General features: G+C 69.3%; 18 protein-coding genes and 3 pseudogenes. 9 read left to right on the plus strand and 12 right to left on the minus strand.

The window, feature by feature from the left end; translation table 11 throughout:
- Nucleotides 1-30 precede the first annotated feature (30 nt).
- Nucleotides 31-495 (minus strand): Crp/Fnr family transcriptional regulator, encoded by a 465-nt coding sequence (locus ABD973_RS28680; protein ID WP_125820280.1) that lies wholly within the window; start codon nt 493-495, stop codon nt 31-33.
- Nucleotides 496-677: 182 nt separating this feature from the next.
- On the opposite strand from ABD973_RS28680, the gene ABD973_RS28685 reads away from it, so the two are divergent.
- Nucleotides 678-962 carry an SHOCT domain-containing protein gene (locus ABD973_RS28685; protein ID WP_125820279.1) on the plus strand — a complete coding sequence of 95 codons (285 nt, stop codon included), beginning with the start codon at nt 678-680 and terminating at the stop codon, nt 960-962.
- 56 nt (nt 963-1,018) lie between these two features.
- Nucleotides 1,019-1,489, plus strand: a complete 471-nt coding sequence (locus tag ABD973_RS28690) for a pyridoxamine 5'-phosphate oxidase family protein (protein ID WP_125820278.1) — start codon at nt 1,019-1,021, stop codon at nt 1,487-1,489.
- A gap of 403 nt (nt 1,490-1,892) precedes the next feature.
- Here the strand turns inward: ABD973_RS28690 and ABD973_RS28695 are convergent, their stop codons facing one another.
- On the minus strand, nt 1,893-2,252 hold the full coding sequence (locus tag ABD973_RS28695) for a zinc ribbon domain-containing protein YjdM (RefSeq protein ID WP_345502872.1): 360 nt from the start codon (nt 2,250-2,252) through the stop codon (nt 1,893-1,895).
- 208 nt (nt 2,253-2,460) lie between these two features.
- On the opposite strand from ABD973_RS28695, the gene ABD973_RS28700 reads away from it, so the two are divergent.
- The 6 genes from ABD973_RS28700 to ABD973_RS28725 all read left to right on the plus strand — a co-directional run bounded on the left by ABD973_RS28700 (nt 2,461) and on the right by ABD973_RS28725 (nt 6,370).
- Nucleotides 2,461-2,802: an ArsR/SmtB family transcription factor gene (locus ABD973_RS28700; RefSeq protein ID WP_125820276.1), complete on the plus strand. Its 342-nt coding sequence runs from the start codon at nt 2,461-2,463 to the stop codon at nt 2,800-2,802.
- Nucleotides 2,803-2,876: 74 nt separating this feature from the next.
- The gene (locus ABD973_RS28705) at nt 2,877-4,532 is read left to right on the plus strand and encodes a SulP family inorganic anion transporter (RefSeq protein ID WP_345502874.1); all 1,656 of its coding nucleotides are present in this window, start codon (nt 2,877-2,879) and stop codon (nt 4,530-4,532) included.
- Nucleotides 4,529-4,951, plus strand: a complete 423-nt coding sequence (locus ABD973_RS28710; protein ID WP_345502876.1) for a pyridoxamine 5'-phosphate oxidase family protein — start codon at nt 4,529-4,531, stop codon at nt 4,949-4,951. The genes ABD973_RS28705 and ABD973_RS28710 overlap by 4 nt, the downstream gene beginning before the upstream one ends.
- Nucleotides 4,948-5,373: an ATP-binding protein gene (locus ABD973_RS28715; protein ID WP_345502878.1), complete on the plus strand. Its 426-nt coding sequence runs from the start codon at nt 4,948-4,950 to the stop codon at nt 5,371-5,373. Before ABD973_RS28710 ends, ABD973_RS28715 begins: the two co-directional genes overlap by 4 nt.
- 15 nt (nt 5,374-5,388) lie before the next feature.
- Nucleotides 5,389-5,799 carry an STAS domain-containing protein gene (locus tag ABD973_RS28720; RefSeq protein WP_345502880.1) on the plus strand — a complete coding sequence of 137 codons (411 nt, stop codon included), beginning with the start codon at nt 5,389-5,391 and terminating at the stop codon, nt 5,797-5,799.
- 235 nt (nt 5,800-6,034) lie between these two features.
- Nucleotides 6,035-6,370 (plus strand): ArsR/SmtB family transcription factor, encoded by a 336-nt coding sequence (locus tag ABD973_RS28725; RefSeq protein ID WP_054225130.1) that lies wholly within the window; start codon nt 6,035-6,037, stop codon nt 6,368-6,370.
- 160 nt (nt 6,371-6,530) lie between these two features.
- Here the strand turns inward: ABD973_RS28725 and ABD973_RS28730 are convergent, their stop codons facing one another.
- The 4 genes and pseudogenes from ABD973_RS28730 to ABD973_RS28740 form a co-directional block, all read right to left on the minus strand.
- Nucleotides 6,531-6,689 (minus strand): DUF6126 family protein, encoded by a 159-nt coding sequence (locus ABD973_RS28730; protein WP_345502884.1) that lies wholly within the window; start codon nt 6,687-6,689, stop codon nt 6,531-6,533.
- A 157-nt stretch (nt 6,690-6,846) separates the two neighbouring features.
- Nucleotides 6,847-7,056 (minus strand): hypothetical protein, encoded by a 210-nt coding sequence (locus tag ABD973_RS28735; protein WP_345502886.1) that lies wholly within the window; start codon nt 7,054-7,056, stop codon nt 6,847-6,849.
- Nucleotides 7,057-7,809: 753 nt separating this feature from the next.
- Entirely contained in the window at nt 7,810-8,250 is a 441-nt protein-coding gene (locus ABD973_RS34825; RefSeq protein ID WP_386381974.1) for a DUF6233 domain-containing protein, read from the minus strand.
- Nucleotides 8,251-8,257: 7 nt separating this feature from the next.
- Nucleotides 8,258-8,510: pseudogene (locus ABD973_RS28740) on the minus strand (MFS transporter); the annotation flags it as partial.
- Between the two features lie 76 nt (nt 8,511-8,586).
- Here ABD973_RS28740 and ABD973_RS28745 point away from each other — a divergent pair.
- Nucleotides 8,587-8,796: a hypothetical protein gene (locus ABD973_RS28745; protein WP_345502888.1), complete on the plus strand. Its 210-nt coding sequence runs from the start codon at nt 8,587-8,589 to the stop codon at nt 8,794-8,796.
- A gap of 41 nt (nt 8,797-8,837) precedes the next feature.
- Here the strand turns inward: ABD973_RS28745 and ABD973_RS28750 are convergent.
- From ABD973_RS28750 to ABD973_RS28775, 6 genes and pseudogenes are all read right to left on the minus strand, one after another.
- A pseudogene (locus tag ABD973_RS28750) lies at nt 8,838-9,011 on the minus strand (DUF5994 family protein); the annotation flags it as partial.
- 123 nt (nt 9,012-9,134) lie between these two features.
- Entirely contained in the window at nt 9,135-9,338 is a 204-nt protein-coding gene (locus tag ABD973_RS28755; RefSeq protein ID WP_048475199.1) for a cold-shock protein, read from the minus strand.
- Between the two features lie 213 nt (nt 9,339-9,551).
- Nucleotides 9,552-9,845: pseudogene (locus ABD973_RS28760) on the minus strand (MerR family transcriptional regulator).
- Between the two features lie 159 nt (nt 9,846-10,004).
- A complete protein-coding gene (locus ABD973_RS28765; RefSeq protein WP_345504786.1) occupies nt 10,005-11,012 on the minus strand; it encodes an HTTM domain-containing protein in 1,008 nt (335 codons plus the stop codon).
- Between the two features lie 130 nt (nt 11,013-11,142).
- Nucleotides 11,143-11,862: a DUF5819 family protein gene (locus ABD973_RS28770; RefSeq protein ID WP_241253147.1), complete on the minus strand. Its 720-nt coding sequence runs from the start codon at nt 11,860-11,862 to the stop codon at nt 11,143-11,145.
- A gap of 134 nt (nt 11,863-11,996) precedes the next feature.
- Nucleotides 11,997-13,259, minus strand: coding sequence for an ice-binding family protein (locus ABD973_RS28775; RefSeq protein WP_345502896.1), 1,263 nt, complete (start codon nt 13,257-13,259; stop codon nt 11,997-11,999).
- Nucleotides 13,260-13,333 lie beyond the last annotated feature (74 nt).

A 13,333-nucleotide genomic window follows, 5' to 3' on the forward strand; every position in this document is an offset into this window, starting at 1 on the left:
GGCGGTTTCCTCGGGGTGCGGTGGGTGGGGTCAGAGGTAGCTGCCGCTGCCGTACGGCGCGTACAGGTCGAGCAGGCGGACCCGGGCGGCCTGGAGCCGACGGGCGAGGACCTGCCCGACCCAGTGCCCGATGGCCGAGCCGAAGCCGGGGTCGGCGTCCATCAGCATCCGCACGGGCTCGGCTTCGAACTCGTATGCGCGGACGAGGGTCATGGCTTCGGCGCCCAGGCGCCAGGTGTGCGGCTTGAACAGCCAGGAACAGCCGACGAGCTCGCCGGCGCCGAGGTGCTCGATGACGGCCGCGCGCCGGCCGGGCACGTGGACGTCGAGGGTGACGCTGCCCGACCGGACGATCCAGAACCGGTCGGCGTGGCCGCCTTCGCGGAAGAGGCGGGTCCCTTCGGCGAAGTTGACCTCCCGTGCCAGCTCCATCAGGCGCGAGCGGTATTCGGCGGGCAGCGCGGCGGCGATGCGGGTGGGGGAGAAAGTGCTCATGGACGGCCTCCAGGTTCGAGTCCGCCTCCAGTCTTCGCTGGCCGGCCTTTCCCAGGCAGGGGCCCTATGGCCCCCTCCGGGGCCCGACCGGCCCATGCCCCCGTGCCGACTTGCCGGGGATCCTGGCAGCAGACGGCCGAGAGACACCGTCGCCCCGTCCCTCCATATCTGGTAGGTGCGCGATGTACTGGAACGATCACATGGGTGCCTGGGACTGGTTCGCGATGTCCTTCACGACGCTCATCGTCTGGGGACTGATCGCCGCTGTCGCTGTCCTGGTGGTCCGGACCCTCAAGCGCGATGGTGCGGCCGGACGAGCGGCACCCCGTCCGGCTGCGGGAACTGCCTCCACCAGGGCCGAGCCGCTCCTCGCCGAGCGGTACGCCAGGGGCGAGATCGACGACGAGGAGTACAAGCGGCGGCTCGCCGTGCTGCGGAGCCATGCCGCGGGGCCGACGCCCCGTTGAGATGCCGACAGCGGGGAACGGGCATGTCCGCCCCCGCTCGACTGAAGGGTCCCACGATGAAGAGCCGCTCGTCCGGTCAGCCCGCCGGTCAGCTGTCCGCTGCCAGACCCGTACGTCGAGCGGAGGAGATGGAGACGGACGAGGCGCTGGCACTCCTCGACACGGTCGAAGTGGGCCGGGTCGTCTTCACGCGCAACGCCCTGCCCGCGGTGCGCCCGGTGAACCATGTCGTGGACGCCGGAGACATCGTCATACGCGTGCAGGACGACTCGACCCTGGCCGCCCTCCTCAGCGCCCATGCGGGTACGGGGGTGGTCGTCGCCTATGAAGCCGACTCCATCGAGCCCTTTGACCACCTGGGCTGGAGCGTGGTCGTCACCGGCTACGCCACCGCCGTGACCGACCCCCACGAGATCGAGCGCTACGCCGGCCTCCTGCAACCCTGGGTCGAGGGCACCACGTCCGGAGCCATCCGGATCAGGCCCGACCTCGTCACCGGATTCCGGCTGCTGCCGAGCAGCCCGTAGCCGCCGCCCGCGCGCTTCACGACTCCGCCCCCCGGCCACGGCGGCAGTCGCATCCTTTGCACTGGACGAGGGCCAGGGCATTGCTGTCAGCGGTGCTGTGCCAAAGGGCTTGCCGGGCTTCGCCCTGCCCCGTCCGGACGACCTCACCGGACTGGTCCTGCCCGCTCTCGGCGAACAGCTCCCGCACCTTCGGGTCGCTGAGAGCAGAGCCTTGATTTCGTCCCGGATGGGTCGGACGGCTCCAGCGCCCTGGCCCGCCGTGTTCTCGAGCTCGCTCTGAATCCGGGCCGACACCGAGGTCGGCCTACGGGGGCGCTCGTCACCAGGCTTGCCGCGGGGGAGCGGAGGGGAATCGTGCGCTCCACGCAGCCGAGACGGCAGTCTTGCGTGCGCGATCCGCGGGTCAGGCCTTCTTGACCACGCCCGACTTGAGCTGCATGGCTCCGAAGCCCTCGATCCGGCAGTCGATGTCGTGGCCGTCGACGCCGTCGATCAAGCGGATGTTGCGGACCTTGGTGCCCGCCTTGATCCCCGAGGGGCTGCCCTTGACCTTCAACGCCTTCACGACGGTCACGCTGTCGCCATCGCACAGCACGTTGCCGACGGCGTCCTTGACCACCCGCTCCCCGGCGTCGCCGGCGTCGCCTCCCGTGCTCTCGGCCGGTACCCATTCGTGGCCGCACTCCGGGCAGACCACCAGCGCGTTCATCTCGTACGTGTACTCACTGGAGCACTTCGGGCACGGAGGAAGGTTGTCGCTCATTCACGCAGATTTCTGGACGTCGGGAAGCGGGGCGCCCTGGAGGGGACCGGCTGGCCGACCAACGGGCACCCGCGCGATGGAGTAGCGATAGTAGCAAATTGCAAAAGTCTGCAATTTCATAGATGCTGCAGATGTCGTGTCCGTAGGTGGCCGCGGGCACAACACCAGGCGCTTGCCCCGCTCGGGGTGGTGAGAAGGGTGCGAGACCGTGCCGGTTCCGCTGTACCAGGCCAAGGCCGAGTTCTTCCGGATGCTCGCGCACCCGGTGCGGATCAGGGTTCTGGAGCTGCTGCAGGACGGGCCGATGCCGGTCCGGGACTTGCTGGCCGCGATCGAGGTCGAGCCCTCCGCCCTGTCCCAGCAGCTCGCGGTCCTGCGCCGCTCGGGGATCGTCACCTCGATCCGTAACGGCGCGACGGTCGTCTACCAGCTGGCGGGCGGGGACGTGGCGCAGCTGATGCTGGCGGCGCGGCGGATCCTGACCGAGGTCCTGACGGGGCAGAGCGTGCTGCTCGAGGAACTGCGCGAGTCCGAGGGTGCGGCCTCGTGAGCGTGAACACTACGGTGACGGCCGTGGTGAGCCGGGTTCGCTCTGTCCTGCCCGCCCGTGCCGACTATGCGGTGATGGCCCACACTCCCCGCCGGGACCTGCTGGCCGGTCTCACCGTGGCGATCGTCGCGCTTCCCCTCGCGCTCGGCTTCGGGGTGTCCTCCGGCCTGGGCGCGGAGGCGGGGCTGGCCACCGCCGTGGTCGCGGGCGCGCTCGCCGCCCTGTTCGGCGGGTCGAACCTCCAGGTATCCGGCCCGACCGGGGCGATGACCGTGGTCCTGGTGCCGATCGTCGCCCAGTACGGGCCCGGCGGCGTCCTCACCGTGGGTCTGATGGCCGGGGTGCTTCTGATCGGTCTCGCGCTGCTGAGGGCCGGACAGTACATGCGGTACGTGCCGGCTCCGGTGGTGGAGGGCTTCACCCTCGGGATCGCGTGCGTGATCGGCCTCCAGCAGATACCCAACGCGCTCGGCGTCGACAAGCCGGAGGGGGAGAAGGTCCTGCTGGTGGCGTGGCGGGCCGTCGTGGAATTCGTGGCGTTCCCGAACTGGACGGCGATCGGCCTGTCCGTGGGTGTGGCGGCGGTGATGCTGGCCGGGGCGCGGTGGAAGCCGACGGTCCCGTTCTCGATCGTCGCGGTCATCGCCGCGACCGTGATCGCCCAGCTCTTCCAGCTCGACGCGGCGGCCCCGATCGGTGACCTGCCTTCCGGGCTTCCCGCCCCGTCTCTGGCCTTCCTCGACGTGTCCGCGTTCGGGTCGCTGCTGGCCCCGGCGGTCGCGGTCGCCGCGCTCGCCGCGCTGGAGTCCTTGTTGTCGGCGACGGTGGCGGACGGCATGACGGTGGGGCAGCAGCACGATCCGGACAAGGAGCTGTTCGGGCAGGGCGTCGCCAACCTGGCGGCCCCGCTGTTCGGCGGCGTACCAGCCACCGCCGCGATCGCGCGGACCGCGGTCAACGTCCGTACGGGCGCCTCCTCCCGGCTGGCCGCGCTCACCCATGCCGCGGTTCTCGGGGTGATCGTGTTCGCCGCCGCTCCTCTGGTCTCGAAAATCCCGCTCGCCGCGCTGGCGGGGGTGCTGCTGGCGACGGCGATCCGGATGGTGGAGGTCGGCTCGCTGCGCGCGATGGCGAAGGCGACCCGCTCGGACGCTGTCGTCCTGGTCCTGACCACCGCCGCGACGCTGCTCCTCGACCTCGTGTACGCGGTGGTCATCGGGCTCGTCGTCGCGGGTGGCTTGGCGTTGAGGGCGGTGGCGAGCCAGGCGCAGATGGAGCAGGTCGACTTCCGCCCGGATCTGCCTGGCGAGCACAGCGACGAAGAGCACGCCCTGCTGGCCGAGCACATCGTGGCCTACCGCATCGACGGACCCCTCTTCTTCGCCGGCGCCCACCGCTTCCTCCTCGAACTCTCCGGGGTCGCCGACGTCAAGGTGGTCATCCTGCGCATGGCGAGGGTGACCACCCTGGACGCCACCGGCGCCCTCGTCCTGAAGGACGCGGTGGAGAAGCTGAACCGGCGCGGCATCGCCGTGATGACCTCCGGCATCCGCCCCGGCCAGCGCCAGGCCCTGGACGCCGTCGGCGCCCTGGAGCTGCTGCGTCTGGAGGGCCGCGAGTACGCCACCACTCCCGAGGCGATCGCCGGCGCCCGTAAGTACCTGGAGCAGGCGGGCTTGCTGCCCCGTACGCATCACCGACCGCACCGCATCCGGAAGGCCTCACGATGACCGTCCCCGCCGACCTGCGCATGATCGAGGTCTCCGGTACCGAGGCCCTGTGGCTCCTTGAAGGCTCCGCCCGGGGCCGCCTCGTCTACGTCCAGCGGGAGGTGGCCGTCGTCCGCCCCGCCGCACACGTGATGGAGTACGGGCGGCTCGTCGTCCGAGCCCCCGTGCAGGCCGCCACGATTCCCGGCCGGGCGCTAATGGCCTACCAGGTGGACGAGATCCGCAGCTCGGCCGGCACCGGCTGGACGGTCAGCGCTCACGGGCCGGCTGACGTCATCGCCGACCCGGACGAGGCCGCCCACTACCGGCGCACCCTGCCCGGTTGGAGCCACGGCCCGCACGACACCCTGCTGCGCCTGCACCCGCAGTCCGTGTCGGGGTTCCGTCTGGCCCGTACGGTCTCGGGGGCGGGCCGGTGAGCGTCCAGGCCGAGGCGATGCCCTACCGGCACGTGCTGGACGTGCCGACCACGGGCTCGGCCGTGCGCATCGCCCGGGAGACCACCGAGCTGGTCCTCGTGGAATGCGGGGTGGGCCTGCGGCATCCGAGCGTGGGGCCGGCGTTGCTGATCGTGGCCGAGCTGGTCACCAACGCCGTCCGTCACGCCGCCGGGTCCTCACCGATGATCACCGTGACCTATGCCCACGGACCCGGGGCCTTTGCGTTCGCCGTCCACGACCGCCACCCCTACCAGCCTGCCCTGTTCGGTGTGCTCGGCACCGCGCCGGGCAGCGGCCTGGCCATGGTGGTGGAGATGACGATGGAGCTCGGCGGCACCGCTGTCGTACGGGCGGATGCGGACGGGCGTGGCAAGGCCATCTGGATCACCCTTCCCCTGTGAACCGAGGAGCTGACGATGACGATTGAATGGCGCTACACCACCCGTCAGGACCTGGGCGTGCTGTCCTTGGCCGGGTATCTCGGCGCGGAGGCCACAGACCGGTTCACCGGAGCGATCGGCTGGGCGCTCGCCCGGGGCGCCGGACCGGTCATCCTCGATCTGACCGGCCTGCTGGGCTGGTCGGCCGGCGGGCAGATCGCCGTCGCCCAGGCCGCCCGCCGTCTCGGCGAGAGCGGGCGCCGACTGGAGCTCGCCGCGATCCCCGCCGACGGCTCGCTCGTCCCCGATGCGACCTGCCCGCCCGTGCCCGTCCACTGCGACCTCGCCGCCGCTCTGGCCGCCCACGGAGCACGCGGGACGGTCAGGCAGTGGGCCACCGATGACTGGCCCGCCGAGCAGTCGCCCGAGGCATCCGCCCTCATCTGAGACCAGCACCACCATCCAAGGGTCTGGTCCTGAAGACCGAGTTCCTCAAGAGGGCCTGACCCGCGAAGGACCCGCTCTGGGGAGTCGAAGGTCACGAAGACGCCCTGCCAGGTCCCGCGAGTTGCAGGGATCTGCAATTGTGGAGGTCGCAACGTGTGAAGAGGGGCGAACGGATGCCCCTACGAAGGAACGGTTCTGGGTGGATGAGATGGGCAGTCAGGGGAGAGGCACACCGGTGAGCACGCCGCTGTACCAGCTGAAGGCGGAGTTCTTCAAAACGCTGGGGCACCCGGTCCGCATCCGCGTCTTGGAGCTCCTGGCCGTACGCGAGCACGCGGTCGCCGAGATGCTGCCCGAGGTCGGGGTGGAGGCCGCTAGCCTCTCCCAGCAGCTGGCCGTCCTGCGCAAGGCCAACCTGGTGGTCACCCGCCGCGAAGGCTCGAACGTCTACTACAGCCTGACCCATCCCCAGATCGCCGAGCTCCTGCGGGTCGCCCGCGGCATCCTCTCCGGCGTTCTGGAAGGCCAGGCGGAACTCCTGGCCGACCTCAAGGCCGGCCGCCACGCCTGAGCGGTGCTCCACGGTGTCGGCCCTGCGGGGCCCGCCCCCACATGCGGCGGCCGTCTTCCGTTAGTGCGGGTTCAACGCGCTTCTGACACCGGAAGGCGGCCGCTCTCTCCCATGCCGAACCCGCACTCCGGGCGCGCCTGGATCCCATTCGGTCCCGGTATCACTTCTGGGCGTGCTGCCCCAGGTAGAACAGCAGCCAGATGAACCCGGCGAACACGTGCGTGCCGAAAATGTAGAAGAAGGCCCGCATCGCGACGCCCTTCTCCTTCCACTTCTCGTGCTCCGCACCTGTGTCCTTCTCGGGCAGGTTGTCCGTCATGATGCGTTTTCCTTCCTGGTGCCCGGTCCCTCGACCGGGCGGCGGCACGGACGGACGAGAACCTGGATACCGTGCCGGCCTGCGTGGGCCTCGGGCTCAGGGCCGGCGCCGAGGTAAGTGATCTCGTACAACTGGATGGCTTCTCCGTTGCTGCTGGTCATGGTGTGCCTTCCGGAAGGATGAAGCGGACGACAACCGTCTTGCCGCGTCCGCCGGAGGCAGGATCGATACGGACGTCGCCGCCGAACGTTCGCGCCAGGTCAGCCACCGTGCGCAGCCCGTGCCCGGGAGTCCGACCGGCGTCGGCCAGCGTGAGCGGGCGCGAGTCCAGGTCCCCGACGGAGGCCGCGAGCATGTGGTCGGTCATGTGGAGGGTGACCTCTGCGTCCGGGGAGTGCTGAGGGTGCCGGACGGCTTTGGCCACGAGCTCGCTGACCACCAGGAGCACGGCTCCAGCGGCACCGTCCACACGTGCTTGCGCACATCGACGGCGCAGCCTGGAGGCGAGCCCGTGCCACACGGACCCGTTCCAGCGCTGCTTCCTCGAACCCGACACCGCAACCCCGTCCGCCATATCAGAAACTACTAAATTGCATAACTCTGCAAGTCTAGCTGGTGCGGGGCCGCCGGGCAGTTCACCGGCCACGGCTGATCAGGGCACCTTGCGCACCAGCCGGCTGGTCAGTTCGTAGCGTGCGCCGACAATGACCAGGCCCCGCGCCCGGGCAGCGTCACGGCGCCTTGGCATCGGCCCATGCAGTAGCCGTGGCAGAGTCCATGGGGCTGGTCTGTTTCGACGTGCAGCAGGACCGGCTCAGGCCTTGAGTGGGGTCCCTCACTGGCGGTAGCCGGTGAGAGCTGTGTCCTGCCCGGCACCAGCTCCGCCCTGTGAGTGTGTCCAGAAGAAGCCGAGCTTCTTCGGTGAGTAGCTGACCAAAAGGTTCTTGGTCTGCTGGTGGTACAGCAGCTGCACCCGCCCTGACCAGTGAAAACGATGGTACGGACGGCTCTTTGGAGGGCGCTGGTCCGGAAATGGGCCGGATCTTGGCACGCGTGGCGCTCGGGAGGGCAGGCTTCGCGCGCAGAGCTGGGAGTCCTCCTCAGGGCCCGCAGCCACCGTTCAACGCCACAGCCCCGAGCAACCACTCACGGCCTGAGGCCTGGGGCGGTGTAGACGTCGCCGCCCGGGACGCCGAGGCCCGGACAGGGCTGCACCCGACAGGCATTGCCCTGTGGTCAGTCGCCGGGGGCGGGGCACGTCGTCCTCCTGGCCGTGCGTGAGGATCGGCATCTGCGCCTCGGCGGCGTCGCACACGGTGCAGGCCGTGGCCGTCGTGCTGGGCCGCGCGAGTACATAGAGTGCCTGCGTGGTGCGCAGCGGATGCGCGCGGTCGGTGGCCTTGGGGCAGCCCTCGGCGTGGACGGTGGTCGGCTGTCCGTGGGTGCGGTCGTCGAGCAGCCACGCCCACCGGGTCGACGTCGAGGTACGGGCACGGGGTGTGCGGGGACGCGGCCGAGGTCGACCCCGCGCAGCGGGCGCAGCTGCTCGGCGGTGACTCACTCGGCGAGAACGCGCGTTTGCGGCCGAGCGGCGCCCCGACCTTGCTGCCGGGAATCATGAACATCGCCATCACGAGGGCGTAGGCGGACCGCGCCCTGGATACCCGCCACAGTCGTGCCCACGTCCTCGGCCACCGTCGCGTTCGAGACGTTCATGACCGAGCCGTCGAGTGCCATCGGGAACTGACCGGCCGAGAACGTGAGCGGGACGATCCGCGCTGTTGCAGAACTTTCGGCAGTACCTCTCCCCGCGGTCGACATGATGCAGGCCGTCGCGGTGCGTGTCAGCGTGACCGGAGAGCAATCCGTACCCCACGCATCGAGAGGAGTCGCCGTCATGGACGGTAGGCAGGACAAGCGTCAGGAGCCGGGCAAGGGGAGCGAGGTGCAGGAACAGCGTCGCCCCGGGGAACCCGCGCAGCCCCAGCCCGGCCGGTCGTCCCGCGAGAAGGGCGAGAAGGGGCACAAGCCCGGTCAGAAGGAGGCCTCGCGCCGCCGCGAGGACGATCTTCTGCGCGAGGAGGACCTGCACGACGAGGGCCTCTGATCGGCGCACCACTAGACCACTCGGCCGCTGAGGATTCGGGGTCAGCCCGCCGCGTCGGCGGGGCCGTCCTCAGGTTCGGGTGTGGTGGCGATGAGGATCTGAGTGGCCTGCGTGATGTTGTCGGCGCGGACGGCGCGGGCCATCGCCTCGTGGGCGGCGTCGGCGGTGGTGTCCGGGGGGACCACCAGCAGGGCGAAGTGGTCGTTACGGCCCTTATCGCGTGCGCCTCGGATCCTGCCGACGTCGCCGGACAAGTCCGGCGACCAGCTGTTCGGGCCGGGCTGCCTGAGGCAGCCCGCACGCCGAACGCTGATTGGTCCGCAGGTGGGTGGGAAGAGTCAGGCCGGGGTGATGTTCTCGGCCTGTGGACCCTTCTGGCCTTGGGTGACGTCGAACGTCACGGTCTGGCCTTCCTGGAGCTCGCGGAAGCCCGAGGAGTTGATCGCGGAGTAGTGGGCGAAGACGTCCGGCCCGCCGCCGTCTTGGGCGATAAAGCCGAATCCCTTCTCCGCGTTGAACCACTTCACAGTTCCCGTAGCCATGTCACATGCCTCCAGTCGATGACGCCTCTCGCTTGCTGCGGAAGGCAGAGGTGATCGCCCTGGTTCCTGCGGCACAGCACAGCAAAACGCCCACGCCGAAGGTGTGGGCAAGGTGAATTTCCGAACCACGACAGCTGACGCAGACGGTACACGTCCACACGCCCTGTCCCAGGGACAACGACCACGCGTCAGGCCCTGGACGTGCGTGCGGGTCTACCCATACTGGCGCACCCACCTCAGGCTGCGGTAGCTGGGTTCGGCGGCGCGGCGGTATTCAGCGTTGAGGCGCTGGCATCTTCGAGCCGGTCCTCGAGGATGACGATGCGGCAGGTGGCCTCGATGGGGGCTCTGGTCGGCGAGTTCCCGGGCGCGGGCGGCAATGCGCAGTTGGTGGCGGGAGTAGCGGCGGTGTCCGCCGGCGGAGCGGAGCGGGGTGATGAGGCGGCCTTCGCCAATGGCGCGGAGGAAGCTCTGGGTGGTGCCGAGCATTTCCGCGGCCCGGCCCATGGTGTAGGCGGGGAAGCCGTCGTCATCGAGATGGCCGAATGAGTCGTCTGCTGTCGTTTGATAGCCGTGCGTCCCCCGCCTGGCTGCACTGCCGCAGCTCGCAGTCGAGACGGGCCTGGGGCCCTGGCCCCGGGCCGCCCGGTAGGCGTTCGGTCATCGCTATGTGCGAGGGGAGGCAGCGCGCTGCCGCGAGCCGGGCAGGCCGGTCCTGCCCTGCTGCGGTACCGATCCGGATCCCGGCCCCCGGGACACCGGCCGCGACGCGCCGGTTCGCCGTGTCGCGCGGCGGCACAGGTGAGCCAGGGAGGTGTAAAAGCGGTCAGGGAGGAACACGGCGTCCGCCACGATCATCGCTCCGGAGAAGAGAGGCAGCCCCATGACCACCGCGATGCCGACGTGCATCCCCAGCAACATGGCCAGAACCGGGTACTTGAGCCTGCCGAAGAGCACGAACGGGAAGGCCACTTGCAGGAGTACCGTCGCGTAGCTGGCGACCGCGATCAGGACCGCGTAGTCGTCCGCAAGGTGGGAGAGCGCGGGCCAGGGCTGGAAAAGTTCGAGGTTGAGAACGTAGTGGAGGGCGGTGCCGCCGACCCAGGAAGCGCCCTGGACCTTGTACAGGCCGGCTGACCCGTAGAGGAAACAGACCTCTGCCGCCATGACGAAGATGCCGCAGTTGTGCACGACCGTCGTCAAGGTGCTCCGTGCTTGACGGAGTCGGGGCGAAGCGAATCTTCTCGCCCGTTCGGGATCGTCGCCCGCACGAGCCGTCTTGAGACGGTTCCTGCGTGCGTCCAGGGACCAGCGGCGACTGCACGCGGTGAAGACGAGATAGACGGCCATCAGCAGAATCAGATTGTCGCCGCCGTCCGTCATGAAGATCGCTCTTGCATGGAACGAGGTCACCACGATGGCGAACAGGACGGACATGGCGCGGGTCCGCCACCCCAGCATGAACAGCGCGGAGGTGAAGAGGGCCGTCACATAGCAGAGTTCGAAGTAGGCCGGGCTGTTGGAGAGGGTCAGGATGCTGTTCCAGCCCGTCTGTGCGAAGAGCTGCTCCGCAAGCGCGGGCGTCCACGGGGAGCCGGGGCCCCAGATCTCGTGACGGTGCGGGAATTCACGCAGAAGGAAGACCAGGTAGAGCATTCCGTAGCCGGCGCGCATGACCGACACGGCGTACAGGGACACCGGCCGGCCGGTCAGTAGTGCGACGAACCGCTGGGCTGCGCCCGTGGTTCTCCGGTCGGCGGTGCCCCCCGATGCAGCTGCCGTGGAGGGGGGCTGGGTGATGTGCTCAGTTCCCACGGGGGGTCACCTTCCACCAGGGAAGAAGCCGCTCTTCGGCGGGCGTCGGCGGGCGGTTGCCAGCTGCTGCGCCCTGCGCGGCGACGGGCAACGTGAGGACACGAAGCTGGATGAAGCCGAAGGTGGCGCCTTGGTCGTGGGCGGCGACCCGGTCCGCAGCGATGTTGCGCAGGTACTTCTGCATCATCACGGCGCGATCCGAGTCTGTCCTGTCGTCTGCGCCGTGCGTGTCGACGTAGGAGGTCCAGGCGCGGCGCAAGAGATTTTGTGTCGTATGGCTCGGGAACACGTTGTGTTTGACTGCGGAATTGTCCACGGATGTCAGATCGACCCAGCTGCTCACCTGAGTCGCACCGTCCGGGGCAGTGCGTGCGGTTCTCGCGAGAATGCGCCGGTTGACGGAGTCGGGATCCGGGGCGAAAAGCCGCCAATTCTGCTCGAAGAGGGGGTACACCCATGCGTTGATCTGTGGGCCGTACCGCTTCGAGACGGCATTGGGGGGAGCCACGTGGAGGAACACCAGAACCACATGGGTCACAGTCGTCGCCAGGCACAGGGCCACGACGGTGCGCAGTACCGCTGCCAGTTGACGGGAACGCCGGGGTCGCCGGCACGGCGTGGCCGCTTCATCGCGACGCGCCCGGGGGTCCGGATCAGAATCGGACACCCGGAGTTCCTTCACGGCCGCTGATTCAATTTTGCTCGACACCAGCCCACCCTGTCTTTCTCGTATCAACTGCTCGCGTCTGGTTTCCCGCTGGATCCGGCGGCGGCGCACGACGGAGTCGAAAGGGCTCCGCCGCGCGCCGCTGTCCGACGAGCGGACCTCGTGCAGTCCGCTGGCTAGCCCTCGGTGCTCATGGGCTTGCTGCCGTATCCGTAGTCGTGGTCGTAGTGCTCGCCGTAGCCCGGCTTGCCGGGCTTCTCGCCGTGCTCGTGGTCGGGCTTGCCGGGTCCCTCGCCGTGCTCGTGGTCGGGTTTGCCGCCGTGCTGGTGGCCGGGCTTGCCGGGTCCCTCGCCGTGCTCGTGGTCGGGCTTGCCGCCGTGCTGGTGGCCGGGCTTGCCGCCGTTCCCGCCCGTGACGTTCCCGCCGGTGATGCTTCCACCGGTGGTGTTACCGCCCGTGGTGTTCCCCGCGGTGCTCGCTCCCGTCGTATTGCCCGCGACGTTCCCCGAGGTGTTGCCGGAGATGTTCCCCGAGGTGCCGCCCGTCACGAGGCTGGCGATCGGGCCGCCCAGGAGACCGCCTCCCGTCGTCACGCCACCGAGCACGCCGCCAAGGACGCCCGAGGTCGCACCCGAAGTCGTGGTGCCGGTCGTGGTGCCAGTCGTGGTGCCGGTCGTCGTTCCACCCGTGCCGCCGGTCGCGCACGTCCCGAGGAAGATCCGGTTGTTGTCGAGCGTCACCTCGCCGTTACGGGCCAGCGCCCGGCCCTCGATGTTCGCCCTCGTTGTCACGAAGATCGAGGTCAGAGCCATGATGGTGCCCACGAAGGTGGAGTCGGTACCGAGGGTCGCCGAACTCCCGATCTGCCAGAACACGTTGCACGCCGAAGCGCCGTTCGTGAGCAGGACCCGGCTGGAGGATGCCGTCGTCAGGGCTTCCGGAATCTGGAACACCCACACCGCGTTGGGGTCTCCCCCGGCGTTCAGGATCAGGTCGCCGGTGAGTCCGACACCGGACGTAGCCTTGTAGACGCCCGGAAGCAGCGTTTGGCCCGCGCCGATCCCCGCCGCAAGTGCGAAGTCCTGGGCCTGACCCGCCGCATTGTTGTACGCCACGGTCAGATCGCTCTTGGCCTGGAGGGCCGCAGCGTCCGCTGCGTGCACGGCACCGAGCACCAGGCCGGGCGGGAACCCGGTGATGGCCGGGTTCGGGTGCGTCCCGAGATCGTGGCTGATCACTGAGGGTCCGGTGTTGGTGACTCCCTGACCTGCCAGAACGGAGTAACTGGCGGTCGTGCCCAGAGGTACGGGTGTTGCGATGGCCGACGCCGGCGTCGACGTCGTGGCGACCATCGCAGCGGCAACTGTTGCGGCAAGGGCCGAGGCCAGCCAGCCGGACAGAGGACGGAGTCGAGCCGCTTGAGGAAATCTCAGCTTCATCGAGAGGCCATTTTCTGTGGGGGCCGTGGCGTGCCGGGCCCTAACCGATTGCCCGGGAAGCCGTACTAGTGAGA

Origin of the sequence: Streptomyces racemochromogenes (assembly GCF_039535215.1) — a bacterium.
Classification (GTDB): domain Bacteria; phylum Actinomycetota; class Actinomycetes; order Streptomycetales; family Streptomycetaceae; genus Streptomyces; species Streptomyces racemochromogenes.

Coding starts and splice junctions, on each gene's coding strand:
- ABD973_RS28690 (WP_125820278.1), top strand. CDS start 1,019: ATGAAGAGCCGCTCGTCCGGTCAGCCCGCCGGTCAGCTGTCCGCTGCC.
- ABD973_RS28765 (WP_345504786.1), bottom strand. CDS start 11,012: ATGCGCGCCGGCTACGGAATGCTCTACCTGGTCTTCCTTCTGCGTGAA.
- ABD973_RS28685 (WP_125820279.1), top strand. CDS start 678: ATGTACTGGAACGATCACATGGGTGCCTGGGACTGGTTCGCGATGTCC.
- ABD973_RS28775 (WP_345502896.1), bottom strand. CDS start 13,259: ATGAAGCTGAGATTTCCTCAAGCGGCTCGACTCCGTCCTCTGTCCGGC.
- ABD973_RS28755 (WP_048475199.1), bottom strand. CDS start 9,338: ATGGCTACGGGAACTGTGAAGTGGTTCAACGCGGAGAAGGGATTCGGC.
- ABD973_RS28680 (WP_125820280.1), bottom strand. CDS start 495: ATGAGCACTTTCTCCCCCACCCGCATCGCCGCCGCGCTGCCCGCCGAA.
- ABD973_RS28710 (WP_345502876.1), top strand. CDS start 4,529: ATGACCGTCCCCGCCGACCTGCGCATGATCGAGGTCTCCGGTACCGAG.
- ABD973_RS28730 (WP_345502884.1), bottom strand. CDS start 6,689: ATGACGGACAACCTGCCCGAGAAGGACACAGGTGCGGAGCACGAGAAG.
- ABD973_RS28695 (WP_345502872.1), bottom strand. CDS start 2,252: ATGAGCGACAACCTTCCTCCGTGCCCGAAGTGCTCCAGTGAGTACACG.
- ABD973_RS28735 (WP_345502886.1), bottom strand. CDS start 7,056: ATGACCGACCACATGCTCGCGGCCTCCGTCGGGGACCTGGACTCGCGC.
- ABD973_RS28745 (WP_345502888.1), top strand. CDS start 8,587: ATGGACGGTAGGCAGGACAAGCGTCAGGAGCCGGGCAAGGGGAGCGAG.
- ABD973_RS28720 (WP_345502880.1), top strand. CDS start 5,389: ATGACGATTGAATGGCGCTACACCACCCGTCAGGACCTGGGCGTGCTG.
- ABD973_RS28705 (WP_345502874.1), top strand. CDS start 2,877: ATGGCCCACACTCCCCGCCGGGACCTGCTGGCCGGTCTCACCGTGGCG.